This window comes from Paracnuella aquatica (genome assembly GCF_003332885.2).
Taxonomy (GTDB): domain Bacteria; phylum Bacteroidota; class Bacteroidia; order Chitinophagales; family Chitinophagaceae; genus Flavisolibacter; species Flavisolibacter aquaticus.
In genome coordinates this window covers 116520-143088 of sequence record NZ_QOWJ01000011.1, presented here as the reverse complement: position 1 = coordinate 143088, position 26569 = coordinate 116520, and the positions used below count along the sequence as shown (strand labels likewise).

The 26569-nt window shown below is 49.7% G+C and carries 22 protein-coding genes; 12 read left to right on the top strand and 10 right to left on the bottom strand.

Translation table 11 applies throughout. From position 1 onward, the window contains the following. The first annotated feature begins 137 nt into the window (after window positions 1-137). A complete protein-coding gene (locus DRJ53_RS15405) occupies window positions 138-1079 on the top strand; it encodes an AraC family transcriptional regulator (RefSeq protein WP_114236543.1) in 942 nt (313 codons plus the stop codon). A gap of 419 nt (window positions 1080-1498) precedes the next feature. Here the strand turns inward: DRJ53_RS15405 and DRJ53_RS15400 are convergent, their stop codons facing one another. The 3 genes from DRJ53_RS15400 to DRJ53_RS15390 all read right to left on the bottom strand — a co-directional run bounded on the left by DRJ53_RS15400 (window position 1499) and on the right by DRJ53_RS15390 (window position 6794). Next, window positions 1499-2191 carry an HAD family hydrolase gene (locus tag DRJ53_RS15400; RefSeq protein ID WP_114236563.1) on the bottom strand — a complete coding sequence of 231 codons (693 nt, stop codon included), beginning with the start codon at window positions 2189-2191 and terminating at the stop codon, window positions 1499-1501. 71 nt (window positions 2192-2262) lie between these two features. Further along, window positions 2263-5907 carry a BamA/TamA family outer membrane protein gene (locus DRJ53_RS15395; RefSeq protein WP_114236542.1) on the bottom strand — a complete coding sequence of 1215 codons (3645 nt, stop codon included), beginning with the start codon at window positions 5905-5907 and terminating at the stop codon, window positions 2263-2265. Between the two features lie 2 nt (window positions 5908-5909). Further along, complete coding sequence (locus DRJ53_RS15390) at window positions 5910-6794, bottom strand: SdiA-regulated domain-containing protein (RefSeq protein WP_162303892.1); 885 nt, start codon at window positions 6792-6794, stop codon at window positions 5910-5912. A gap of 37 nt (window positions 6795-6831) precedes the next feature. On the opposite strand from DRJ53_RS15390, the gene DRJ53_RS15385 reads away from it, so the two are divergent. Then, entirely contained in the window at window positions 6832-8106 is a 1275-nt protein-coding gene (locus tag DRJ53_RS15385; RefSeq protein WP_114236540.1) for a Pycsar system effector family protein, read from the top strand. 318 nt (window positions 8107-8424) lie between these two features. Here the strand turns inward: DRJ53_RS15385 and DRJ53_RS15380 are convergent, their stop codons facing one another. Further along, window positions 8425-10278, bottom strand: a complete 1854-nt coding sequence (locus tag DRJ53_RS15380; protein WP_114236539.1) for a 2-oxoacid:acceptor oxidoreductase subunit alpha — start codon at window positions 10276-10278, stop codon at window positions 8425-8427. Window positions 10279-10509: 231 nt separating this feature from the next. Between DRJ53_RS15380 and DRJ53_RS15375 the strand changes: the two genes are divergently transcribed. From DRJ53_RS15375 to DRJ53_RS15360, 4 genes are all read left to right on the top strand, one after another. Then, on the top strand, window positions 10510-11424 hold the full coding sequence (locus DRJ53_RS15375) for an NAD-dependent epimerase/dehydratase family protein (protein WP_114236538.1): 915 nt from the start codon (window positions 10510-10512) through the stop codon (window positions 11422-11424). A gap of 425 nt (window positions 11425-11849) precedes the next feature. After that, entirely contained in the window at window positions 11850-12341 is a 492-nt protein-coding gene (locus DRJ53_RS15370; protein ID WP_114236537.1) for a hypothetical protein, read from the top strand. A 1-nt stretch (window position 12342) separates the two neighbouring features. Next, window positions 12343-12795 carry a DUF421 domain-containing protein gene (locus tag DRJ53_RS15365; protein WP_114236536.1) on the top strand — a complete coding sequence of 151 codons (453 nt, stop codon included), beginning with the start codon at window positions 12343-12345 and terminating at the stop codon, window positions 12793-12795. 139 nt (window positions 12796-12934) lie between these two features. Continuing rightward, window positions 12935-13207, top strand: coding sequence for a glycine zipper domain-containing protein (locus DRJ53_RS15360; RefSeq protein WP_114236535.1), 273 nt, complete (start codon window positions 12935-12937; stop codon window positions 13205-13207). Between the two features lie 111 nt (window positions 13208-13318). Here the strand turns inward: DRJ53_RS15360 and DRJ53_RS15355 are convergent, their stop codons facing one another. Next, the gene (locus DRJ53_RS15355) at window positions 13319-14122 is read right to left on the bottom strand and encodes a TIGR00266 family protein (RefSeq protein WP_114236534.1); all 804 of its coding nucleotides are present in this window, start codon (window positions 14120-14122) and stop codon (window positions 13319-13321) included. Between the two features lie 244 nt (window positions 14123-14366). Between DRJ53_RS15355 and DRJ53_RS15350 the strand changes: the two genes are divergently transcribed. After that, window positions 14367-17222 carry a M16 family metallopeptidase gene (locus DRJ53_RS15350; protein WP_114236533.1) on the top strand — a complete coding sequence of 952 codons (2856 nt, stop codon included), beginning with the start codon at window positions 14367-14369 and terminating at the stop codon, window positions 17220-17222. Between the two features lie 147 nt (window positions 17223-17369). Further along, a complete protein-coding gene (locus DRJ53_RS15345) occupies window positions 17370-19133 on the top strand; it encodes an ABC transporter ATP-binding protein (RefSeq protein WP_114236532.1) in 1764 nt (587 codons plus the stop codon). A 155-nt stretch (window positions 19134-19288) separates the two neighbouring features. Here the strand turns inward: DRJ53_RS15345 and DRJ53_RS15340 are convergent, their stop codons facing one another. Further along, window positions 19289-19624, bottom strand: a complete 336-nt coding sequence (locus tag DRJ53_RS15340) for a DUF2752 domain-containing protein (protein ID WP_114236531.1) — start codon at window positions 19622-19624, stop codon at window positions 19289-19291. A 25-nt stretch (window positions 19625-19649) separates the two neighbouring features. Beyond that, on the bottom strand, window positions 19650-20114 hold the full coding sequence (locus DRJ53_RS21600; RefSeq protein ID WP_204743305.1) for a TM2 domain-containing protein: 465 nt from the start codon (window positions 20112-20114) through the stop codon (window positions 19650-19652). Between the two features lie 299 nt (window positions 20115-20413). Here DRJ53_RS21600 and DRJ53_RS15330 point away from each other — a divergent pair, with 299 nt between their 5' ends. Continuing rightward, window positions 20414-21010, top strand: coding sequence for a M23 family metallopeptidase (locus DRJ53_RS15330; RefSeq protein WP_123893611.1), 597 nt, complete (start codon window positions 20414-20416; stop codon window positions 21008-21010). 274 nt (window positions 21011-21284) lie between these two features. On the opposite strand, the gene DRJ53_RS15325 is transcribed toward DRJ53_RS15330, so the two are convergent. The 3 genes from DRJ53_RS15325 to DRJ53_RS15315 all read right to left on the bottom strand — a co-directional run bounded on the left by DRJ53_RS15325 (window position 21285) and on the right by DRJ53_RS15315 (window position 24660). Beyond that, on the bottom strand, window positions 21285-21974 hold the full coding sequence (locus DRJ53_RS15325) for a 3-keto-disaccharide hydrolase (protein ID WP_114236529.1): 690 nt from the start codon (window positions 21972-21974) through the stop codon (window positions 21285-21287). Window positions 21975-22008: 34 nt separating this feature from the next. Further along, a complete protein-coding gene (locus tag DRJ53_RS15320; protein ID WP_114236528.1) occupies window positions 22009-23190 on the bottom strand; it encodes an MFS transporter in 1182 nt (393 codons plus the stop codon). Window positions 23191-23364: 174 nt separating this feature from the next. Continuing rightward, entirely contained in the window at window positions 23365-24660 is a 1296-nt protein-coding gene (locus DRJ53_RS15315) for a hypothetical protein (protein WP_123893609.1), read from the bottom strand. A gap of 650 nt (window positions 24661-25310) precedes the next feature. Here DRJ53_RS15315 and DRJ53_RS21805 point away from each other — a divergent pair. The 3 genes from DRJ53_RS21805 (at window position 25311) to DRJ53_RS15305 (ending at window position 26497) form a co-directional block, all read left to right on the top strand. After that, window positions 25311-25433: a hypothetical protein gene (locus DRJ53_RS21805; RefSeq protein WP_262707876.1), complete on the top strand. Its 123-nt coding sequence runs from the start codon at window positions 25311-25313 to the stop codon at window positions 25431-25433. A gap of 201 nt (window positions 25434-25634) precedes the next feature. Then, window positions 25635-26048 carry a hypothetical protein gene (locus DRJ53_RS15310; RefSeq protein WP_114236526.1) on the top strand — a complete coding sequence of 138 codons (414 nt, stop codon included), beginning with the start codon at window positions 25635-25637 and terminating at the stop codon, window positions 26046-26048. A gap of 173 nt (window positions 26049-26221) precedes the next feature. After that, the gene (locus tag DRJ53_RS15305; protein WP_114236525.1) at window positions 26222-26497 is read left to right on the top strand and encodes a hypothetical protein; all 276 of its coding nucleotides are present in this window, start codon (window positions 26222-26224) and stop codon (window positions 26495-26497) included. Window positions 26498-26569 lie beyond the last annotated feature (72 nt).

Here is a 26569-nt window from a genome sequence, read left to right as displayed (position 1 = left end):
GCACGAAATAAATGACAGCCTTATTTCGGTATAGTGCGTTGATTGAACTGGCGTGCTACAGTAAAAGTTAGCGGGAAGCTGTTGACGGTACTCAAACAGCTAACATTTAAATTATTTTACGGCAGGAAAAACATTGCATGACAAAGGAAGAGTCAATTAAAGAATACTATTTCAGAATAAACAGAAGCATTGACTTCATCAAGGCTAACCTACACAATGAACTGTCGTTGGAAATACTGGCTTGTCAGGCTAACTTTTCCAAATTTCACTTTCATCGCATTTTTAAGTCAGTAACCGGTTCTGCACTGAACGAGTTTATTGTTCAATCGCGAATTGAGCGTTCCCTATTTTACCTTGTCAACCATCCGTCGAAATCAATCAGCAGCATAGCATTGGAGTGCGGGTTTAGTGATACTTCTGCTTTCTCCAGATGTTTCAAGGAAGTAAAAAAGGTGAGTGCTACCCAATGGCGAGCAGTCTATCACAATAGCAAGATCTGCAAAGAGGAAAGCAAGACCGGCAATGAGCCCCTTACGGTCGAAAACTACCTTGCTCATAAATTAAATCAAATGGAAATGATGAATACGAGCAAGGAAAAAGAACTTAACATCAAAGTGCTTGAACTCCCTGAACTGCATGTTGCATATGTGCGCAACCTGGATGTGCATATCCATGACAGCGCCACCTTCGCTAAAATGTTTGATCTTTTATTCCATTGGGCAGTTCCGAAAGGGCTGATCAACTTTCCACATACACAGGCGTTGACCGTTTACCGAAGTAATGCAAACTTATCCGGAAGGGTGCAAGCAGATGTATGTTTAACGGTACCAGAAAATACGGCTGGTGAAGGGCTTATTGGTACAACAACCATTAGCGGCGGACTTTATGCTGTGGTGCATAAAGAAGCCAGCCTGGAGGAGTGCTTCACTACTTGGGACTACATCTTCGAGGTGTGGTTTGAACAGAACGGTTATCAGCCTGATCACCGCAATTTTTACATCAATCATCTGAATGATGCTAAGACACACCCGCAAAACCTGCACATCTTTGATATGTGTATTCCGGTAAAACCGTTGTGAAAATCGTAAATGAAAAGGATGGGCAGCAACTAGCTAAGCCTAAACCGCTAACAATTCATTGCTAAATCCACTACTTCGGAAATGCCTTTGCCGAAGTTCGGCAGACGGCTTTTGAGCAAAACGCATCTCTGTAAACATTTTAAACCAACATGCCATCAAGCAGGATTTTTGAATTTTGGAGTTGTCATGCCGAACTTGTTTCGGCATCTCCTTGTGCTCTTGTAAACTCCGCTAGATGTGGGAGATGCCGAAACGAGTTCGGCATGACAGATGCTGAGTAACAAGAAACTATTTTGATAGCGACTTGGCATCAATATCGAAACGAATGTTTCAAATAACTAAAACGCCTCAACGGAAAACATCCGTCGAGGCGTTTTATTTGAAAGTATAATGGTTTTAATGTGCTTTCAAAAAGCACTTCAAGCCAACAATTCAGGCAGCAGTTCCCGCACATGCTTTACTTCCCTGAAATGAGCGTGTTCAATTTTCTGATGGATCTGCTCGTGTTCCCACGTGATATGAAACGGCACATGTACAGCATGCGCACCCAACTCCAGCACGGGCAGCACATCCGACTTTAACGAGTTGCCGATCATCATGAACGCATCGGGCTGAATGTCGAGATGCTTGATCAGTTTTTGATAATCACGGGTGCCTTTATCCGACATGATCTCGATGTGGTGAAAATGGTGCTCAATGCCCGACAGGCGCAGCTTTCGCTCCTGGTCCAGTAGGTCGCCCTTGGTGGCTACCACCAGCCGGTACCGCGATTTTAAAGCCACTAAAGTTTCTTCTACACCTTCCAGCAGTTCGATGGGTCGGGCCAGTAAAGCTTTACCTAATTCAAGGATTTTATCAATGCCATTTGCATCAACCATTCCGCCCGAAATATGGAGTGCGGTTTCAATCATCGACAGCATAAAACCTTTGATGCCGTAGCCATACAAGGGCAGGTTTTTTATTTCGGTTTGCAGCAGCTCCCGGGCAGCAGTGTGTGGTGGTAAAAAGTCCACCATCAACCGGCAAAAAGCTTCTTCCGTTTCCCTGAAATAAGGTTCATTGATCCACAGCGTATCGTCGGCATCGAAAGCTATTACTTTTATATTGGTCATGTTGTTGTTGTAGGTTTGGCCACTGGCAAAGTTATTCAACCAATCAGTGTATCCACTTGTGGCCGCACCAATTAAAAGAAAAATCCAAACTGCACCATCGGCAAAAACTTTTCCTCCTTGCTTCGGGTAGCCGTTGCCGTTATTACAAAGCGGCGTATGGGTGAAACATAAATACCCGCACCGTTGCCCACATGCCAGCGGCCCGAAGGATCGCCCCGTTCCCACACACGGCCCACATCGTTGAAGATAAATGCACCCACTTGTCCGGGAAACAGGTACGTGTTGAAGTCGGCAATTTTGATGCGCAGTTCCAGGTTGTTGTACACCATGGAGCGGCCGGCAAAACGGTCGCGGCGGAAGCCCCGCAGGTTTTCGGTGCCGCTCAGGTATTGCGCCTGCTGAAAAGCATAATTACCCATGTTGTGCCCCGCACCCAGCCGGAAGGCATACACCAGTTTGGCAGCCGGCTCAAACGATGCAAACAACCGCATGTCGGCACTTAATTGCGTCATGTTGTTGCTCACGCCATTGAGGCCAAACATGGGCCGTATTTTCATGTCGAAGCCGAGGCCACGGGTGGGTATAACGCGGTTGTTCCGCGAGTTGATGTCGAGGCCCAGATAGGCACCCATATAGTGCCGTGCACGAAACAGGTCATCACCATCGCTTGCTGCAAAATATTCCGACACGTATTTGCCCTCATTTTCCTGCTGTTTCATTTGAAAGCCCTGGTACGTGAGGCCATAAGAAATACGGAACCACGACTGCAACTGGCGGCGCAACAGCACCGAAGCATCGGCATAGTTGTAGCGAACACGGTAAAACCGGTCGCCGCGGCCGGGAGCCGACTGATCGAACTCCGTATTGTTGCCAATGCCAAAAAAGTTGGTCACGTTCACAGGTGCCCGCACATCGGCACGCAGCACAAGGTCGGTGGCTTTAAACACCTGCACGTATTCACTTTCCCAACGGAATTGTGTAGACGAAGTTTTCAATGCACGCCGTGCCACCAGCATGTGCCGGGCCTTGTACGGCTCTTTTCTAAATCCTTGTTTGAACCACTCGGCACGGCCGCCCAGGAACAAACCATCGTCAATATTATAGCCTAACGAAACACTGGGATGCACATAACCGTATTTATAAAACTGGCGGTTGTACATGTTTTGCCGCGGGTTGGCCGATACCTGTTTTGCAAAAATCGAAGTGTCGCCTTCAAACCGGTTCGATTCAAACGTCACATCGTGCACGATTACTTTTTTACCGCCATCGCTGTTGTTTAAAAACTTGTCCTCGCCGGGCCCGCCTACCATGCGGATGCGGATGGGGCTTTTGCTGCCGCTTACCTGGAACGAATCGTTGTCTTTCAAACCAAACAGGCGGATCTCTTTTGTTTCGGATGGATTGAACAGGCGCTGGTAAATGCGGGAACTGCGCTGCCCTTGTTTGTCTATTTTAAACACCGAAACATCTACATAACCGCTGTCGTTTTTATTAACCAAAAACAACTCCCGCTGGTTGGTGCCCACCACGTTTACTTCCGACGAAATAAAGTTGTAGTACTTGCGCATTTCATCGCGAAAAACATAGCGGCGCTGTTGCAGCTTGCTGAAGATCTCGTAGATATGATTGCGTTCGGTTTCGTTGGGCTGGCGCCGCAGCGACACCGCCATCACGCTGTCGGTCATGGCTGTTAAAAATGTATCGATCTGACGCTCCCAAACCGACCAGTCGAGTTCGTTCATGAAAAAGCGGTCGAAATTGCGGGCAGGCTTGTTGAAGGTGCGGATGTTTTTTGCCCGCACGTCAAAACCCTGTAGCTCCGGCGCAAACCAGGGCTTGCGGGCCAGTTTGGGCACCAGCCCTTCGTTTACAAAAAATGCCTGGTCGTGGTCGCGTGGAATGGGGTAATAGATTTTACCCTTGCCCGTATCGCGGGTAGCCCACTGCCACTGGTCGTCGTGGCGGTCAAAGTCCATGATGAAGTTATCGAGCAGCCTTGCTTTCAGCACTTCACGCTGGTCCACATGGTCGTCGTTGTCTTTGGCCAAACGCGTTACCAGTTCTTCGGTGTTGTATGCTTTTTTTACCCAAACCGGCTGCCGCTCTTCCAGCACCGCCATCGAGTTTTTAAACACATTGCGAAAGCGCCCCAGCCTTGGATCGTCGGGGATATACACCAGTTTGCGGCGTATGGGCGGCAACCCTGCTGCATTGGCCATGGGGCCGTACGACAGCGGCGCAAATGGGTACGATGCCGAAATGCCGTCTTCTATTATTGCCTTTGTAAAAGGGGTGCGCAGATCAGGTGGAATGGCGGCTTCCGGAAACTTTTCAATGGAACGCAGCACCCACTGGCGGCCTTCTTTTGTTTCAACGCGCAGCGATCTTGTTTGCTTACCGCCGCCCTGGCGCACTGGCGTAAGGCCGCCCTGCTCTTTGCCCAGGTCCAGCACTTCCATGCTGATGGGTGTGGTCCACTCCGACCGGTAGTTTTCGCCGAGGAAAAAATTCTTCAACTTGCTGCCTTCCAACTTTGGGTTGGCTGCCAGCAAAATATTTGGCGGCAATTGCGGGATCGAATCTTTGGGAATCTGCTGCAGCACGGTATCAATCGGCTTCAGGTCCCGCTCAAACGTGGGGTCCGACAGGTCTTTGCTGTTGATGTTGTAAAAACTGGACGTAACGCGGCCGCTTTTGCGTACCTGTATTTGTACAAATCCAAAATTGAGGTCGGAAAAAAGCAGTTTGCCCATCTTGCCTTTTTCGCTGAGGCGGGTAAGCTTGGCGCCTGAGCCGCTTACAATATAATGCACGCTGTCTTTTTCAATCAGCTGCAAGTTGTGCTCGTGGCCGGCTACTGCAATGGCGCTTTTATGGCTTTTTAAAATGGGCTCGATCACATCGATCATGGTTTGGTACAACGGGTGTTTCAGGTCCTGTACGTTGCCAAACACGCCGCGGGCAATGGGATAAATAGAGCCCAAAACAGGCAGCGGGATGTATAGATTTTTCCGCGCAGCGGTAAATGGAAACAGGTGCTCTTTCCAGGTATAATCGCCGCCATGCGAGCCATGCGAATACATAGGATGGTGCATGGCCAACACCAGCAATTGGTTGGGATGCGAAGCTGCAATTTCGGCCAGCTCGGTAGCAAATTCTTCCACCGTTTTGGAGGAGCAGTTGGAGCCGGGGCCGGGTTTATCGTGCAGGTAAAGGAACCACTGGCTGTCCATCATCACCAGCACCACTTTGTCGCTGATTTCAATGGGCACGGGGCCGGGACAGCCATCGGTGGGCTGCGCCGCAATATTTTCCTGTTCCAGTTCATTGATGTAATTGATCTGGTTGATGGCCCGTTGCCAGCCGCCGATCTTTCCATTCATCCAATCGTGGTTGCCCATTACAAAATAGGCCTTGCTCTTTTTTCCCCGCACTAGGTCGATTTGGCTGTCGAGGATGCGTTTATAATAACCATAGCCTTCCTCGCCTTCCATGGGCAGGCCCAATGGGTAAATATTGTCACCGAGATAGATGGCCACGTTGCGGGTATCGTTCCAGTCCACGTTCTTTTTTAGCCAGTCTACCACCACCTGCTTACCATTGTGCAGTTCGCCGCCGTCGCCAATTAAAAAAATACGTTGTTGAATGCTGTCTTCCTGCGCATGGGCACACCAGGAAAAAAGGGTCAACAGCATCAATACCACAGGGTGCTTCATGATTACTTCTTGGTTTGGGTTTGCCGCAGCAGGGCTTTGTTGTAATTATACATTTTAAGGGTAGCGGAGCCGTATTTGCCTTCGTTGGAAATGTACATGGTACCATTGGGGGCAAAGGCAATGCCTTCGGCCTGCGGGTGCTGGTCGGGGTTGAGGCGGTACACTTCGGCCACGTTGCCCCGCCTGTCGGCAATAACCAGCACCTGCCCTGCCGAAGCCAGTATGTACAGTCGTCCTTCCAGAGGGTGGATGGCCGCGGCGGATGGTTTAAATTTCACATCGTCGTTTTTCAGCACCTTCATCACCTCACTGTCGTTGATGGTATAAAAAGGCTCGGAATCAAACCGGCGGTTTTCCAAATCGAACCTGAACGCGGAGCGGCCGTTAGTGGCATCGTCCATATCGCATTCCTTGCACAGCATGATGAGGCCTTTGGCCACAGGATCGTAATACAGCGATTCAAAATCGTTTTTACCATCGGGGTTGAGGGCAAATACATTCACGCTGTCGGGGCGCTGCAGGGGCACTTCCACAATGCTGCCGTTTGAAATCAAAACAAACAGCGAGCTATCGAGTTGCACGATGTCTTCGAAATCTTCTTGTTCATAAAAGTCCTTTACCTTGTCGGTCAGCTTTTCCCGCCGCAGATCAATCCGGAAAATATTGTCCTTGCTATCGGCAATGGCTACCAGTGCATCTTCGCCGGGCACGTAAAAAATTCCGGATATTTCGTTGAGACTTTTTCCCAGTTCGCGGACCACCGGCCGGTGCAGGTCGTAACCCCGCGGCGAACTGTAACTGTTATCGGAACAAGCTGAGCAAAGCATTACCGGCACTAGGAGCATCCACAACGGTGCCGGGCATCCTGTTTGAAATAACTTTCTCATCATTTAATAACTTTAAGTATCAAACAACGCACCACCCATGTCCGAAACCAATGAGCTATTATTGAGCGCAGCAAGGGATTTTGTGACCGATTTATACCAGCACCGGGTTCGGCCGCAGTTTGTTTTTCACAGCCTGGAGCATACCGAAGATGTGGTGGAAGCCTGCAGCTACATGGCCGATTACCACAAGCTGGAAGCCGACGACCGGTTGGTTCTGATGCTGGCAGCCTGGTTTCACGACACCGGATATATTAAAGGCGAAGCCACCGGCCACGAGGCCGAAAGCGTACGCATAGCCCAGGATTTTTTGGCCGGCCAGGAGGCCGATCCCATCATTCAACAACGAGTGGGCTCCTGCATCCAGGCTACCCGCATGCCGCAGTCGCCGGTAAGTTTGGTGGAAAAAATCCTCTGCGATGCCGACCTGTACCATCTTTCCACCCAGGATTTTAAAGCCCGCAGCCAGTTGCTGAAGCAAGAACAGGAAGCGCTGCTGGGCCGCAAAATATCGGGCAAGGAGTGGCGCAAAAACAACATTACGTTTTTAGAAACGCACCGCTATTTTACCGACTACGGCAAAGAGCACCTGGAGCCGCAAAAAGCAGCCAACCTGCAAAGCCTGCACAAAAAAGGCGGCAAAGCCGATAAAGCCGAACCGGAAAGCAAGCCCGAGCCGCCGGTGTTTCCGTACACGCAGGCCGCCGCCATTACCGACCCCGAGCTGGCCAAGGCCGAGCAAAAAACAACGGAACGCGGCGTGCAAACCATGTTTCGCACCACCTCCAATAACCATTTTGAGCTGAGCTCGCTGGCCGATGGCAAAGCCAACATCATGATCTCGGTTAACGCCATTATTATTTCAGTAGTGCTTACGGTGCTGCTGGTCCGCATTCCGTATTATAAACAATACATTATTCCCACGGCCATGCTGGCCATCACCTGTCTCAGCGCCATGATCTTTGCCATACTGTCCACCCGCCCATCGGTGAGCAGCGGCCGCTTTACTGAGGAAGACATCCGCAGCAAGCGGGCCAACCTCCTGTTTTTTGGCAACTTCTTCCGCATGCAGCTGGAGGAGTACCAATGGGGCATGAACGAAATGCTGAAAGACCGCGAGTACCTGTACAACAGCATGATCAAGGACATTTATTTCCTGGGCGTGGTGCTGGCCCGCAAATACCGGTTTTTGCGCATTGCCTACACCATTTTCATGTGGGGACTGATTGCATCGGTGGTGGCGTTTGCCGTGGCAGCGCTGTATGGTGCGTCCAACCCCAATATCAGCAGCAGTGCGCCGTTGATTGATTATTGACGGCACCCCGAGCTTCATTGATTGAAAGAATATTATTGTAAAAAGGGCCACATAGCTTTCAGTCTATGTGGCCCTTTTTACATAAAAGCCTCTATGCCTTTGTCATGCTGAGCACAGCGAAGCATCTGCGTTTTGCAAATGAGGAATGATTGGATATAAGGCAGACTCTTTGATGTTTCGAAGTTTTTTGCTGGTGCAGGTTCAGATCCTTCGCTGCGCTCAGGATGACAGGGGCAAAATGAGGTGTTGAAAATTAAAAGGCCTGAAAGAACAAGTCTTTCAGGCCTTTTAATTTATGATGCTGACAGCGAATGCTTTTTAATCTGCAATCCGACGGCGGATGGCATCAATCAACTCCGACTTTGTAATGGGCACACCCATGATCTTGTTGTAGGCCTGCGCATCCACCAGGTATTCGGCGCGGATAATTTTTACCAACTGCCCGTTGTTGATCTCGGGAATGAGCACTTTTTTATAGTTGCGCAGCATGTTGCCCAGGTTGCGCGGAAACGGCCGCATGTACCGCAGGTGAGCATGCGCCACGCTGTAGCCTTCGGCAATCATTTCGGCCACCGCCGTTTTGATCACGCCATAGGTAGAGCCCCAGCCCAGCACCAGCAGGTCGCCCTGCTCGGGGCCATTGTCCAGTTGCTGCTCCGGAATATATTGCGCAATCATGTCCACCTTTTGCTGGCGCAGTTTCACCATCAGCTGGTGGTTCTCGGGGTCGTAGCTTACGTTGCCGCTAATGTTTTCTTTTTCCAATCCGCCAATGCGGTGCTCCAATCCTGGCGTGCCGGGCACAGCCCAGGGCCGCACACCCCGCTCATCGCGTTTGTAGGGCTGAAACTTGGCTTCGTCGTAGCCCAGCTCGGTTTTGAATTCCACCTTGATGGGCTGCAGGCTGTCGGCAGAAGGATACATCCAGGGCTCGGCACCATTGGCGATATAGCCATCGCTCAAAAAGATCACCGGCGTCATGTGCTCCACCGCAATGCGGGTGGCTTCGTACACTGCTTCAAAACAATCGGATGGCGTGGATGCCGATACCACCGGCATGGGCGATTCGCCGTTGCGGCCATAGTAAGCCTGCAGCAAATCGCTTTGTTCCGTTTTGGTGGGCAAACCGGTTGAAGGGCCGCCACGCTGAACGTTTACAATCACCAGCGGAATCTCCAGCATCATGGCCAGGCCCATGGCTTCGGTTTTCAGCGCCATGCCGGGACCCGATGTGGTGGTTACACCCAAATGGCCGCCATAAGCTGCGCCAATGGCTGCCGAAATACCGGCAATTTCATCTTCGGCCTGGAAGGTTTTAATGCCAAAGTTTTTATGCTTGCTCAGCTCGTGCAAAATGTCGGAAGCCGGCGTAATGGGATAAGTGCCCAGGAACATGGGCAAGCCGCTTTTAACCGAAGCGGCAATAAGGCCGTAGGCCAGTGCCTGGTTGCCCATAATGGAGCGGTAAGAGCCGGCGGCAATGCGGGCTTTTTCCACCCGGAACTGCGTGGTAAAGGTTTCGGTGGTATCGCCATAGTTGTAACCGGCCCGCAGCGCCTTGATGTTGGAATCGAGGATCTCGGCCTTTTTACCAAACTTCTCGGTCAGGAACTGCTCGGTGCTGGCCATATCGCGGTTGTACATCCAGTACAAAAAGCCCAGCACAAACATATTTTTGGCGCGGTCCTTTTCCTTGGTGCCCAAACCCTGTACTTCTTTCAGCGCTTCGCGGGTCATTTTGGTGATGTCCATTTTGATCACCTCGTAGCCTTCCAGCGAACCGTTATCCAGCGGGTTGATGCCGTCGGGGTAATTGGCCAGTCGCAGGTTTTTAACGTCAAACCCATCTACGTTTACAATGAGTTTGCCGCCCTTTTTCAGGCTTTTAAGGTTGGTTTTCAGTGCGGCGGCGTTCATGGCCACCAGCACATCCCACTGATCGCCAGGCGTATAAATGCTTTCGGAAGAAAAACGCAATTGGTAACCGCTTACCCCGGGGATGGTGCCCTGTGGGGCACGGATCTCGGCGGGGAAGTCGGGGAAGGTGGAAAGGTCGGCACCCAGCAGGGCGGTGTTTTGGGTAAACTGCGTGCCGGTAAGCTGCATGCCATCGCCACTGTCGCCCGCAAATTTGATCACCACATCCTGAAGAACCTCCTGTGTACGTGTCATATACAAAATTGAGGGTGCAAAGGTACGAATGCCAAAGGGATTGCAAGGATGATGAATGTTAGCGGGGTGAAAAGAAAACACCTGCATGACAAAGGAGGGCAAGGACGCTGGCTTATACACTTAAGCCTAAGGCCAAAACGGTTGGCGTTGTTGCACGTTACAAAACTGCCGATCCAATTCTTTGCCGGCCTATAAACGGCCTGCTTACATTTGTGCCCACAACCCCATATCATGCACACCATTCTTGGCGCTACCGGCCCTGTAGGCACAGCTCTTGCCCATGCGCTCCGCACCTACACCACCAACATTCGATTAGTAAGCCGCAACCCCAAAAAACTGGCGGAAACCGACCAACTGTTTGCAGCCGATCTTACCAATAAAGACGCTGTGGCAAAAGCCGTGGCCGGATCGGAAACAGTATACCTGGTGGCTGGCCTGGAGTATAAAACTTCCGTATGGCAACAACAGTGGCCCATCATCATGCGCCATGTAATTGATGCCTGCAAACAGCATGGTGCCAAGCTGGTATTTTTCGACAACGTGTATATGTACGACCCTGCTTATTTGCACCACCTTACTGAAGCAACGCCGGTGCGGCCGGTAAGTAAAAAAGGTGCCGTACGGGCACAGATTGCACAGATGATTTTGGATGAAATTGCTGCCGGCAACCTGCAGGCGATGATCGTTCGGGCAGCCGATTTTATCAGCTCTAAAAACAGCGTGCTGGTGGAAATGGTGGCCAACAATTTAGCCAAAGGAAAAAAGGCCATGTGGATGGGCAACGCAGATAAATTACACGCATTTACCTACGTGCCCGATGCTGCAAACGCCATGGCACTGCTGGCGCAAACGCCGGATGCTTGGAATGGAGTCTGGCACCTGCCCACCGCCGCACCACTTACCGGCAGGCAATGGGTGGAGCTGATTGCAAACGTGCAGCACAAACAACCGCGTATTTCAGTATTGCCTAAATGGGCTATGGGATGGCTGGGCATTTTTGTTCCGGTGCTGAAGGAGTTCAAAGAAATGGTGTACCAGTTTGAGCAGGACTATGTTTTCGACAGCAGCAAGTTTACCCAACGGTTTGGCATAACCGCAACACCGCCGGAGCAGGCGGTGAGGGAAGTGATGATGGATGGTAGATGATGGATGATTGTGGGTAGTTGACAGTTGATAGTAATAGAGCGTTGCAGGGCCTCCGCTGTCATTGCGAGGCGCAGGAGCAGTTTTCTTTTTATGGTAAATCATCCGCCGAAGCAATCCTCTTTTCATTGAATAAATACGTTTGCTGGAGATAATAGTGATTGCAAATGGGAGATTGCTTCGGCGCATGTTTTTTACCAAACCATAACGCTGATGCTGCGCCTCGCAATGACGGCACTTGTTAGCAGCAATTCATTTGACAAAAAATTCCTAACAACAATTTTTAATCAACCCACGACTCCCGACTCTCAACTCCCGTCTGCCCACCATCTATCATCCGTCATCTCCCTACTACCAACTACCAACGGTCAACTACCAACTCTCTTCCTTGGCCTTCATTTTGCACAGGTGCAACAAAATGAACGGCAATGAGTACCCGTTTTGAAGAAGTACATCACTCCCTCGACCTGGATGAAGACCTGAAGCTGCATCGAAAAGGATGGATCGCCAAACCCATTGGCAGGGCCATCATTATGGCTATTGTTATTGCCGGAGCACTGGGCTTTTTTGGCCAGGGCATTTTAAGTAAAAAAGTGTTGCGGCAAGGCAGTGCCATGATCCAGTTCGATCGCTTCTTGCGCCACAATGGCGAAATGGATATGCTGGTGAGCATGACCAGCGTGGCCGGCCGGTCGGCCGTTTCTTTTCCGCTTGATTATATGCAACACCTGAAGGTGGAACATATTGTGCCGCAGCCCGAAGCATCATTTATCCGCAGCGGGCAGGTGTGGTATGTTTTTCAAACCGACCAGAACCTGATGGCGCATTTTTTCATCAAGCCGCAAACCACCGGCAACCTGCACGGCGCCGTGTGGATCAACGACCAGTTTATTCCTATTTCTCACTTTATATATCCCTGATATGAACCCGGTAATGCGAGGCGTCATTATTTACCTGTTCCTGCTCATTATATTCCGGTTCATGGGCAAACGCAGGCTGGCCAATACCACCACTTTTGACTTTGTGGTACTGCTCATTATTTCGGAGGTAACGCAAAACGCACTGGTCGGCGAAGACTACAGCATCACCAACGCCATGCTGCTGATTGCCACACTTATGGGCATTGATGTAGTGCTTTCTTTTTTCAAAGAAAAATTCAAGCTTTTTGACCGGGTTGCCGAGGGCCTGCCGCTGATTGTGGTAGACCATGGACAACCGCTGAAAGAACGAATGAAAAAGACCGGTGTAGATGAAGAAGATGTGATGCAGGCAGCCCGCCAGAACCCAGGACTTGAACGGATGGACCAGGTAAAATATGCCGTACTGGAAAAAGACGGCAGCATCACCATTATACCTTCAGGTATAGAAGAATAAACAGTGCCCATTTTGTTATTAAATGTTGCTGCAACAAATTGGGGAACGTACCGGTCCGTTGATTAGCGAGTATTCCATTGGCCTGATTTTAGTTTTATACCCGCCGTGTGATACCCATTGTTAACCAAAAAACGGAACTATGAAAAAGTGTTTGAGTATACTGACCCTGGCTTTTGCCCTGACCATAGGTTCGGGTGTAGTGAATGATGCTGATGCGCAAACGAGGACCAAAACCAAAAAAGGCTGGAGCCGAAAAGCCAAAGGTGCAGCCATTGGTGGTGCAGCGGGTGCCGCTACCGGTGCAGCCGTTAGCCGCAACGACAGTAAAGGCGCAGTGATTGGCGGTGTGGTAGGTGCCGGTACCGGCTACATTTATGGCCGCAAAAAAGACAAGAAAAAAGGCCGTCAGTAACTAACCCCTTAAAATAAAAAGAACGGCGTTGATATATCAGCGCCGTTCTTTTTATTTTAATACTGTAATAAACCTACTAACAACTGTCAACTACCAACTATCAACTACTCTCTACCATCCATCTCCATCCAGCACATTACCCAATCCGCCCAGCACACTGCCTTCGCCTTTGCGGGTAGTGGTGCCGTATTGCAAAATGCGGCTGGCCAAGCGGCTTACCGGTAAGGTTTGGATCCAAACCCGGCCGGGGCCGCGCAGCGTGGCAAAGAACAGCCCTTCGCCACCGAAAAAAGTATTTTTGATACCGCCTACAAACTGGATGTCGTAATCAACCGAAGGGGTAAACGCTACCAAACAGCCGGTATCCACTTTCAGCATTTCGCCGGGTTGCAGATCGCGTTCCACAATATGTCCGCCGGCGTGTACAAATGCCAGCCCATCGCCTTCCAATTTCTGCATGATAAAGCCTTCGCCACCAAACAGGCCCGTGCCCAGCTTGCGTTGAAACTCGATGCCCACACTCACCCCTTTTGCCGCACACAAAAACGAATCTTTCTGGCAGATCATTTTACCACCCAGCCGCATCAGGTCCATAGGAATAACCTTGCCCGGATAAGGCGATGCAAAAGTTACTTTTCTACGGCCCTGGCCCACGTTGGTAAAGGCCGTCATAAACAAGCTTTCGCCGGTGAGCAGGCGTTTGCCGGCGCCCATTAATTTGCCTAAAAAGCCTTTTTGCTGGCTGCTGCCGTCACCAAAAATCGTTTCCATCTGGATGCCGTCATCCATCATCATAAAGGCGCCACTTTCTGCAACCGCGGTTTCGTTGGGATCAAGCTCAATCTCCACGCACTGCATTTCTTCGCCCAGTATTTTATAGTCTATTTCATGTGATCGTTGGGAATAAGGAGTCATGTTCGGTAAAATTTTGGCTAAAATAAAAAAGAAAACCCGACGCCGCCAACGGCACAAACAACACAATGCATGCACGGCAAAGCTGCGGTACAAACGGCAAGCGGCCCGCAGCGCCCTGTTGTAAAAAAATGACAAGCGGTAAAAACTGCAACCCCGCTTTGCAGTAACTTGTAGCCCTCATTCAACACTGCACAAAGGCACTGCAACCGGTGCCCGCAACCATTGATCATCAACACAACGACACATGAAGAAAAACAAAGTACTGGTGCTTGCCGCCGGTGCGCTGCTGCTGGTAAGCACGGCGTTTGGGCAGGCTAAGCTGGTGGAAAAGGTAACCAAGACCGGCACTGAGCTGGTCATCCCTTACGAGAAATATGTTTTACCCAACGGCCTTACCGTTATTGTACACGAAGACCACAGCGATCCCGTGGTGCATGTGGATGTAACTTACCACGTAGGTTCGGCACGTGAAGAAATCGGGAAATCGGGGTTTGCACACTTTTTCGAACACATGATGTTCCAGGGCTCCGATAACGTGGCCGACGAACAGCATTTTAAAATAGTGACCGAATCGGGCGGCACGCTGAACGGCACCACCAACCGCGACCGCACTAACTATTTTGAAACCGTACCCGCCAACCAGCTCGAAAAAATGCTGTGGCTGGAAGCCGACCGCATGGGTTTTTTGCTAGATGCGGTAACGCAGCAAAAATTCGAGATCCAGCGGGCTACTGTAAAAAACGAGCGGGGACAGAACTACGACAACCGCCCTTATGGACTGGCTTTTGAAAAAGTAAGCCAGGCACTTTACCCCTACGGCCACCCCTACTCCTGGCTCACCATCGGGTATGTGGAAGACCTGGACCGGGTGAATGTGAACGACCTCAAAAACTTTTTCCTGCGCTGGTACGGACCCAACAACGCCACGGTAACCGTTGGCGGCGATGTGAAACCTGCCGACGTGGTGAAGCTGGTAGATAAATATTTTGGTTCTATTCCGCGTGGCCCCGAAGTGGCACCGGTTACCCTGCCTGCTGCGCAGTTGGGCACCACCCGTTATACTTCGTATGTAGACAACTATGCACGCCTGCCGCTACTGGCTATTACCTACCCAACCGTGCCCAACTACCACCCCGATATGGCGCCGCTGGCATGCCTGGCGCAGGTGCTGGGCCAGGGCCGCAACTCGGTGCTGTATCAGCAATTGGTAAAAAAACAACTGGCACTGAACGCCAGCGGTTTTTCGCAACTGTCGGAGCTTTCCGGCGAGCTGATGTTCCAGTTTATTCCGCTGCCGGGCAAAACCCTGGCCGATATGGAAGCACTCTACCGCGCTTCGCTGGATTCGTTTGAAGCCCGTGGCGTAACCGCCGAAGACGTGGAAAAATTCAAGGGCGGCATTGAGTCGCAGTTGATCAACGGCCTGCAAAGCGTTTCGGGCAAGGCATCGCAGCTGGCGGCCTTCCAAACATTTACTGGTAACCCCAATAAAATTTCGGAGTTGCTGAAAATGTACACTTCTGTTACCAAGGAAGATGTAATGCGGGTGTACAACCAGTACATCAAAGGCAAGCCTTCGGTGGTACTGAGCATTTTGCCCAAAGGGCAGGAAAAAATGGCCGCTGCACCGGACAATTTTAAAATCGATACTTCGGGCTACAAAGCGCCGGATTACGGTTATGCAGGCCTCAACTACAGCAAAGCAAAAGACAATTTCGACCGCAAAAAAGTACCGGGCAACGGTGCTAATCCCGTGGTGAAAGTGCCTGCATTTTGGCGCAAGAACCTGCCCAACGGCGCTAAAGTAATCGGCACCCAAAACACCGAAGTGCCGCTGGTTACATTTTCGGTTACCATTCCGGGTGGTCACCTGGCGCAGGCCGGCGACCTGAAAAAAGCTGGCCTTGCTTCGCTGTTTTCTGATATGATGGCCGAAGACACCAAGAACTACACGGCCGAACAAATGGCGGTGGAATTGCAAAAACTGGGTTCGTCCATTTCGGTAAGCAGCAGCACCGATGGTATTGTTTACTCCGTACAATCGCTGAAGAAAAACTTCGATAAAACGCTGAAGCTGCTGGAAGAGCGGATGCTGAACCCGAAGTTTACAGAAGATGCATTTACCCGCATTCAAAAGCAAACACTGGAATCGTTTAAAGCGCAAAAGGCCCAGCCCGATGCAGTGGCCGATGCCGTTTTTGCAAAACTAAACTACGGCGACAACCACATCCTGGGCATGCCGCAGGAAGGTACCGAGGAAACCGTGAAAGCCATCACGCTGGCCGATATCCAGAACTACTACAACAACTACATGACATCGGTTGATGCTAACGTGGTGGTGGTAGGCGATATCACCGAAGCTGAAGTGACGCCCAAACTGGCGTTCCTGAACAAGCTGCCCAAGAAAAAAATCACGCTGGCCAAGATCGACCCCACACCGGCTGTAGATAAAACAAAAGTATACCTGGTGGATGTGCCTAAGGCTGCGCAAAGCGAGTTTCGTGTGGGCTACACTACCGGGCTCAAATACGACGCAACCGGCGATTACTACAAGGCTTACCTGATGAACTGGCCGCTGGGCGGCGCTTTTAACAGCCGCATCAACCTCAACCTGCGCGAAGACAAAGGGTGGACCTACGGTGCCCGCTCTTTCTTTAGCGGCGATGAGCATTCCGGCGACTACGAGTTTAGCTCGGGCATTAAAGCAGGCGCTACCGACAGCGCACTGGCCGAGGTAATGCGGGAAATAAAAGAGTATGTGCAAAACGGACCTACGCCTGATGAAGTGGCCTTTATGAAAAGCGCCATTGGCCAGGCCGATGCCCGCAACTACGAAACCGGTTTCCAGAAAGCCGCTTTTGTGTCGCGTATTCTGAACTACAACCTGCCAGCTGATTTTGTAGCGCAGCAAGCTAAAATTTTGCAGGGCATGACACCGGCGCAAATGAAAGCCATTGCACAAAAACAACTGAAACCCGAGCAAATGAACATCCTGCTGGTAGGCGACAAAGCCACCATTATGGAAAAGGTTAAAAAGCTGGGTTACGAAGTGGTGGAACTGGATGCTGATGGCAAAAAAATGGAAGGCAAAACTTTTTAAAAAAGAAGGGCCAACCTTTAATCCGCAAGTTTGTTTATAGTTATAGGGCGCCTCCGCAAGGGGGCGCTTTTTTTATCCATAAAACACAGCGCAACCAACTGCCCGGCGCCATTGCAGCCCGGTGCGTTTTTTGACGAATAATGTTACATGCAGATTCTTTGGCGTTACCTCCAGCCACACCGTCCGCTTTTGTTGCTATCGCTTTTACTGGCCACTGTAGCGCAGTTGCTCACCCTCATCGATCCAATCATTTTTGGTAAAATCATCGACGACTATGCCAACCAACGCGGCAGCCGCCCCGAAAGCGAATTGATCAACGGCGTGCTTTTTTGGCTGGGTGTGGCCGTTGCGGTGGCATTGGCAGCGCGGCTGGCAAAAGCTTTCCAGGAGTACACTACAAGGCTGGCTGTGGCGCGTTTTGGCATGCAAATTTTCAACGACGGGCTAAAGCAAACCCTGCGCCTCAACTTCCAGGAATTTGAAGAAAGCCGCAGCGGCGAAACCCTTTCGGTATTGCAAAAAGTAAAGACCGACACGGAGCGGTTTATCAACTCATTCATCAACGTTGTTTTTTCCTCCATCGTTGGCATTGGTTTCCTGATTTGGTACAGCATCACCAAAAACTGGATGCTCATTCCCGTATTTGTAATTGGCATTTTGGTGCTGGGCAGCCTTACCGGTTTGTTGTCCAAAAAAATAAAAACCGTGCAGCGCTCCATCAACCGCGAAACCAATAAAATGAGCGGCGTGATCACCGAAAGCCTGCGCAACATTGAGCTGGTAAAAAGCCTCGGGCTTACGTTTCCGGAAATACGGCGGCTGCGCGAACAAACGCAAAAAATATTCGAACTGGAAATGATCAAGGTGCGGAAGGTGCGAACGCTTTCTTTTTTGCAGGGCACCACGCTCAACCTGTTGCGGCAGTCCATCCTGTTTATTTTGCTATGGCTTATTTTCCGCAATGTGCTCAGCACCGGCGAGCTCATTACCATGCAATTTATTTCCACCGGCATTTTTGGCCCGCTGCAGGACCTGGGCAACATCATTTTGCAATACCGCGAAGTGGATGCGTCCATTCACAACTTCGATACGTTGATGCACAAACCCATTGAGCAACGTCCCGAAAACCCGGTGGAGATCGGGCCGCTGCAAAACCTGGGTTTTGAAAGCGTGGTATTTAAACACAAAACAGGATCGGGCAATGCCATCGACGATATTTCCTTTTCGGTAAAAGTGGGCGAAACCATTGCGTTTGTAGGGCCATCGGGCTCGGGAAAAAGTACGCTGGTAAAATTGCTGGTGGGCCTGTACAAACCGGTGAGCGGCGCCATATATTTTAACGAAGAAGGATCGGATGAAATACGCTACAACGAGCTGCGCCGGCAGATTGGTTTTGTAACGCAGGATACACAATTGTTTGCCGGCACCATCAGGGATAATTTGTTGTTTGTAAAAGCCGACGCAACTGATGCCGACATACTGGAAGCCTTGCACAAAGCGGCTTGCGAAGGATTGCTGCAACGCAGCGAAAAGGGCATTGACACCGTGCTGGGCGAAGGCGGCATGAAATTGAGCGGCGGCGAAAAGCAACGCATTTCCATTGCCCGTGCCCTGCTGCGCAACCCACGCCTGCTGATCTTTGATGAAGCTACTTCGGCACTGGATTCATTGACTGAGGAAAGCATTACGGCCACCATTCGATCCATATCTGCCAGCCGCGAACAGATCACCATTTTGATTGCACACCGCCTCAGCACCATTATGCATGCCGATACCATTTTTGTGCTGGAACGTGGCCACGTGGTGGAAACCGGCAACCATGCCGACCTGTTGCAACAAAAAGGTTTGTACTACGCCATGTGGCGCCAGCAAGTGGGCGAACGCAGGGAGCGGGTACACCGGCCGGATTGAGGCGGTGAATGGGCAGTGGTGAATGGTGAATGTTTGAATCGTGAAACGTCAAACGTGAAATGTGAAAGAGTAAAATTTTTATGTTGTAGTTCTAAACAAAAGGCCGCTCGATTGAGCGGCCTTTTGTTTAGAACATTGTTGCTTTCAAAGTTGGGCTAAACCAGTTTGCTGTTGAGTGCAGTGCGGTAGAGGCGCATGAGGCGCATTTCTTTAAAAAACCATTGTACCCAAATAATGCCCACCGCCGGCAGTGCAATAAAAGAACCCATGTTGTAGGCAAAAGCATTTTCAAAATCGAGGTGTATGAGGTGCTGGCAGGCACGGGTCATGCCGCAACCGTAACACTCAAAGTCGAACAATACTTTGGACAAACAAATGCTTTCTCCATGATCGAAAAAGTCGGCGGGCAGGGCCAGCAAAACGGGCGGCAACAATACAATGAGCGCCAGTTTGGCCAGGGTAAAATAGTAGCGAAAAGATACCGAACGCATAGCAGTTACTGGTTTGTGGGTAAAATTAAAGCGTAGTAGCGTACTCGCTTCCGTTTGGCTTCAACGTGCCCATGATGATGCGCACCAGGTCGATCAACGCCCATACACCGCAGCCACCAAGGGTAAGCAACTGTACCACACCTTGCCAGGTGTAACCCAGGTAAAAACGGTGAATGCCCAGGCCGCCCAGCAGGGCAACAAGGATCAGGGCAATTACTTGCGATTTGCCTTCGGCTGCAGGAGCGCTGCCTTTGGTAGCGATCTTTTTACCAAAAACTTTGAGGGCAATTTTTTCCTTCATCGTCAGCTTGCTGCCTTTGACGTTGGTAGCCATTGCTTTCATTTGCTTGTACGAAACCTTGCCAACGGCAGGTGCTTCGGTAGCTACGGCAACAGGCTCAGAAACTTTGGAGGAAGGAAACGCGGCGGTTAAAGACACCACCATTACGGCGGCCATTAAAAAGCCGCTCACTTTTTTAAATACGTTCATAACGCAGGAGTTTGGGTTTAAAAATTCTGGGTCAAATATATAGGCACAGTTGAGGCATTCAAACTTTTTTTCCGGACCAATGGTTAAATAACTATTTGAATAAAGTACTTCATCTTTAAACAAAAAAAGGCGCTGTTGCAAACACAACGCAACTTGCCGCCGGCTAAACTTTTTGTTTTCCCAAAATACCGGAAGGCTTTTTTCAAAGCCAGCAAAACGATGGTGTATTTTTTGATACCTTCAAAACCGTGCAGTACCGAATTACATACCCTTTGTTGCTTCTTTCAATCACCGCTTTTTTGGTAGGCTGTGTTGCGTCGAAAGACCCGCAGAGCGCCACTGCCCGCAACCTGCAGCGGGGTCGCCTGAAGGAAGACACCAGTTTTGTTTACGCCTTGCCTTATCCCAAAGGCAAAAGCTACCTGATGGTACAAGGATATTTTACCCGATTTTCGCACCGCAACCGTGCCGCTATTGATTTTAAAATGGCTGAAGGCACACTGATCAGCGCGGCCCGTGATGGTGTGGTGGTGCGCACCGCCGGCAACAACAACAAGGGCGGCTGGAACCGGAGGTACCGGCCTTTTGCCAACTATATCGTTATTGAACACGAAGACGGTTCAAGGGCCGGTTACTGGCACCTGCAAAAAGATGGTGTGCTGGTAAATGTAGGCGATACGGTGCGGCAGGGCCAAGCCATTGGCCGCAGCGGCACTACGGGCTTTTCGCTTTTTCCACACCTGCATTTTTTTGTATGGAACAACAAGGGCGGCAAATGGTCGCAACTGCCCACCCGCTTTCAAACCAAGGGTGGCGCCCGATACCTCAAACCCATGCGGTCGTACACCAGCGTGGAGCCTGAAGGCGAGCAGGAGCATTTAGCGGGGAAGAATTGAGGGGGAACGTGAACCGTGAAACGTCAATGGTGAATGGTGGACGTCGTGAAACGTCAAACGGTAAACGTGAAATGAAGCGTGAAGGTTTGATACTTTTGATCAAGTATAAAATGCAGTTGTGCGCTTTCTATTTCTCTACACTATTCGTGATCATTAGAAAGGCTTTTACTAAACAACACATTTCGTTTTACTCTTCACATACATAGTTCCCTCTTTCACGATTGACGTTTCACGTTTCACGACTTCCACCATTCACCATTGCCCATTCACCACCTCAATCCGTGCTCACCTTTTTAATCGGTGTCAGCAGCACTTTGCGAAACTCTACTTCGGCTCCTTCTGCCTGCAATGCAATCTGGCCTTTCTTGGCGGTTGCTTCATATCCGTAATTCACCATGGTGCCGTTTACCCACACCACAATTTTATCGCCTACGGCTTCAATGGTCATGCTGTTCCATTGGCCCAGCGGCTTTTCCGAATCATCGGTCAGGTTGGGAATGCGGCGCAGCTTGCCATCCACCGAGCCCCATTTTTCTTTGGGACCGCGGCGTTTTTCCATGTCGGGCACCACAATGTCTTCACCAATCACCCAAAAGTCCCCGGCATTTTGGTGCATCATCTGCACTTCAATGGATTTCGGAAACATGCCATACAGGTTGCGGGGCGTGGAGGCATGCACCAGCACACCGCAGTTGCCGGGGTCTCCGGCAAAACGATATTCCACTTCGAGGCGGTAGTTTTCAAATTTTTCGTCGGTAATGAGGTGGCCGCCGGGTTTGCCCATGCTTACCAGCAAACCGTTGCGCACCAAAAACGGGCTGCGTGCCGTGCTGTCCTTATCCATTTGCGGCACATCGGCATGCCAGCCGCTGAGGTCTTTTCCATTAAACAGGGAACGCGATTGTGCAGTGGCGGTATTTACCCACAAACAAAAAAGGGCTAATGGCAGCAACAATGTTTTCATAAAGGCCAAGTTAACCCATTTTCTTGTGCAAGCATCAGGGCTGCGGCATGCCCTTGCCCTTTCTGAATTTTACCAGCAAATAAATAAGCCCCGCCAATGATACCAGCGCCGATGCAAAAAAGATGGGCGGCACCATGTGCATGCGATCGGCAAAGGCCCAGCCCGCAAGTAAGGCGCCTAAGCCAATGCCTACTTCCAAAGCAATGTACATAGTGGCCATGGCACGACCGCGGTATTCGGGTAAACTTAAATCTGCTGTAAGCGCATTGGATGCCGGCGAAAAAAGACCGGTGGCAATGCCGTAAATAAATGCGCCCACCATCAGCGCCACCACCGATTGTGCCCAGCCAATGATCAATAGCGAAACAACCAACAGCACCGAGGCCCATTTTAATACAGCAATGCGCCCATGCCGGTCGGATACGCGGCCTGCGGCAAAACGCACCAGCAAAGAAGCAACCGTAAACACAATAAAGAAAGTGCCTTTGTTGCCCACACCCAGGTGGCTGCTCCAGTCGGGCACCAGCGTAAGCACAGTACCATAGCTTACATAACCCAACAGCGTAATGATGGCTGCCGGCAACACGCGGGGCTCCAGTATTTCATGCGCCGACAGTTTTAAAAAAGAAAATTTAAACCGCTGCTTTTCGGGATGTGTTTCGGGCAGGTTGCCCAAAATAACAATGGACAATAAGGCAAAAAGCGAGGAAGTATAAAACAGCCCGTTGATGCCGTATTGAGCGGTTACAAACGAACCCAGCGCTGGCCCGATGGCCATGCCTGTGCTAAAGCAAATGCCGTGAAAACCCATGGCCTCGCCCCAGCGGTTTGGCGCCACCACATCGGCAATATAAGCCGCAGTGGCAGTGGGTTTGAAGCCGGTGGAAAAACCATGAAAAAGCCTTAGCGTAAGAAAGCCTGCAACAGTGCCCAGCAACGGGTATAAAAAGCCGCATACAAAGCAAACCAGCGAACCAATGGCCATTACCGGCACCCGGCCAATGGTATCGGTGAGTTTGCCACTAAACGGCCGCGAAAAGCCTGCTGTAACGGTAAACAGGGCAATGATCAAACCTTTGTACTCGGCGCCGCCCATCGAACTGAGGTATGCCGGCAACTCGGGAATGAGCATATTGAACGAAGCAGAAAAAAGAAAAGACGAGGCACACAACAATCCAAACTTCAGCGTATAAAGCCGCCCCCCGGTATCAGTCATCAAAATGTATTTCTGTTAGAGCTGCAAAGGTAAATGCAGGGCGTTCGGATAACGCACTACTTTTTTGATGCAATCCACAATTGTTGCTATCAAACATTGTACAGCAAAGCCCCGCATTGCTGCGGGGCCCGTTACCAGAATGTTGATGAAGTATAAGTATGTAACTCATGTACCTTACTGGTCCATGTGCTTTTTCTTATCTTTTTTCTTATTCATTTTTTTGGTGCTTTTGTTAGTGCTGTCGCCAGTGGTATTACCATAAGCGTTGTTGTTATCCACGCTGTTCAGGTTGGTAGTGCCATCGGTAGTAGTAGTGCCGTTTACACCAGTGCTGTCCGATTTGTTTGTAGTAGTGTTTTGCATATCGGTGCCACTTGTTGTGCCTGAAGCATTATCAGTAGTAGTGGCATCTGTTTGCATTTGATCAGCCGAAGTGTTGGTGCCGTTCATAGCATTGGTGCTATCGGTAGTGGTGCGGGTGCTATCGGTACCTGTGTTGGTATTGTTCCAATTGCCTTGTGTACGGGTGCTGTCGGTCTGCATGTTCATGCTGTTGTTGGTAGAACCGCTTTGCTGACCGTTGTTCCACTGTTGTGTACCATTGTTCATCTGCTGGCCATTGTTCATACCCTGCTGATCAACACTCATTGATTCGGTTGGCGCAGGTGCTACATAAGCACTGCCATCTTCGTTGATCATTTCAGACCGTACGGTACCGTTTTCAATAATGCGTACATGGTAATGTGCACCTTCCACAGGATCCACAACAGTTGTTGTGTTCATAGTAGTACTGCCGCTAACATCTGTACCGGTGTTTACGGTATTAGTACCATTGTTGCTCATGTTAGCCGAAGTGTTGCTGTTCACAGTTGCACTGCTATTGTCTACAGTAGCGCTGCCGTTTACCGATGCAGTTCCATTATTGCTCCAGGCAGCGTTGGCACCACTTTGCATCATCGTGCCGCTTTGATTGTTGCTGGTGCTGCGCATCATGGTTACATCATACACTTTATCACCGTACAGTTCCTGCACTTTGGCCATTACATTGTCGGGTACAAAGGTTGACATAATGGGCAGTGCAATGGCAAAGCTTTGGCCGTTCATGCTGTAGTAGCGGCGTGCCATTTTACCCTCATTGTCTTTGTAGTTTACCCGCCAGTATTCGTTCGATTGTTCCCACTGAGCATCGGTACCGGTGGGTACTTCCTGGCCAAAGGTGCGCAGCACATTCGATGGCACTGCAGCGCCATAAGCGTTGTAGCTGCCGGTGCTTTGCTGGGTGCTGGCATCACCAGTTGCTTTCTTGTCCCACTTGTCGCTTTTGTTTTGCTGCATGGTGTTTTGTTGCATGCTGCTGTTGTCTGTGCTGGAACGCACCGGGTTACCGGTTGTTGAGTCCGTGCCTGTTTGCTGCGCCCATAGCAAGGTGCCAGAGCTGGCCAGCAAAAGGGTCATAAATGTTCTTTTCATCCTGTTTGTTTTTTGGTTAGCAACGAAATATGCACACTTATTACAAGTAGTGTGCCTGTAACAACTCTGCAGCACGATTTTTTATTCAGGCACAACAGTTTCAAACAGGCTACAGAAGAGGATTTTACCCTTTTACAAAGCAGGAATACACTGCGTATTATCAATGAGCAGCAATCAAAAGATCATAGAATACTAACGTGGTAAAAATGTAATTGCTTTCACAAAAGCGAACCGCATTTGCTGAATCGATTGCCAGACTATTACACAAAAAACAACAGATTCAAGCCACGATATTTTTTATTACAAGTTGTAGAGGAATATTCATTTCATAACATCACCACCACTCAAGTGAATTGATGTTTATTAAATAACTGCGATAGCATAAATAAGCATTCATTTTTCATCAACACGAAACATCACGATAACATAATACAGCAGTTGTGTTGATCGCATGTATAGCACACGTATGGAAATTCGATGCAACACCAACATCATCGCAAACAAGCAATGCATGTTCTTCAATTCATGAAATAATTATTGCTACAAAAAACATACGCCTACAAAACCCATGAAATAACAACAGCAATTACATGCGCTATTTAACTGATGCATGTACATAATGAATACGTACACCCGTAAACCGCCGTCACATGATTAAAATAAAACATACCGATAAAAAAGTAGCCCGTTTTGTAGTTGGGTATAATGGAACAAAGGACGCCAAACCCTTTACCAGCAAGGGTTTTACCAAATATTTAAATAGTTTAGGATAAAAAACAAGAACAAAAATTGGTTTGCAACAGCATTTTTACCGGTATACTTTTGTATCAGATCAGCGCTACAAACCGTATCCAACTTCAGTAGCACACAACAAGTCTGATCGCCCTACCGATTGCACGCCTCTGATGATTGCCCGCCGCGTTTGCTTACCAGAAAAGAAATTTTTATTAACGCAATCCATTAAAACGATCATTATGAAAAGTGTAAACATCAACAACATCGTGAAAATCATATTTTTCACAGCAGTCATCGCCCTCTTTACCTTCGGCACTGTACTCACTGCAAATGCACAGGAAGGCGGCAACAAAGAAAACGTAGAAATCAAGTACCTGGGTGCAGTAGGCAACAACCCTATCTTCCAGGTGGAGTTCGATAACCTGGAGGAAGAAGAGTTGTTCATCACCCTGAAAGACTCTGACGGCAACACACTGTACTCCGAGAAATTCAAAGAGAAAAAATTCTCTAAAAAATTCCAGGTTGAACGTGCTGACGAAGACCTGCGTGTGATCCTGACCATTGCCAACAAAAAAGGCAAGTTCTCACAGCAGTATCAAATCAACCGCAACACCCGCATTGTGCAGGATGTGTTTGTAACCAAAGTACGTTAATCAACCCCAAGTTTGTTTTGTTTTTCAAGAAAGCTCCGCCACTGTGCGGAGCTTTTCATTTGGGGCAGTTCATCGGTAATAATTACCACTTGAAGTAACATTTACCCCAGCTTAACGAAACCTACTTCCTGTTGCACCGCCTGTATTGTAGCTTGTATTGAAACAACAATCCAATGACCACGAATACCAACACCACACCACTGTATCACAACGAGGCACTGATTGAAATTGTAGCTTACTCTTTTTCGCCCTACGATCAAAAGCCACGCAGCTTCAACGATAAAAAGGTGTACCTCGATATTTTGTTTGTGCATCCACGCACCGACGAAGCCATCATGCTGCGCACCACTGCTGCAGCGCACATGCTGTACCAACCCAAAGACCAGATTGAACATGCAGTACACCGCGAGGTACGCATTGCACTTTCTTTTTCAGGCGCCACTGCCTGAACGTTCAAAAGCACTCATTCGGCTGCCTGCAACCGGGCTCCGTCTTTTTAACACGCGGCTCGCCACAACTTG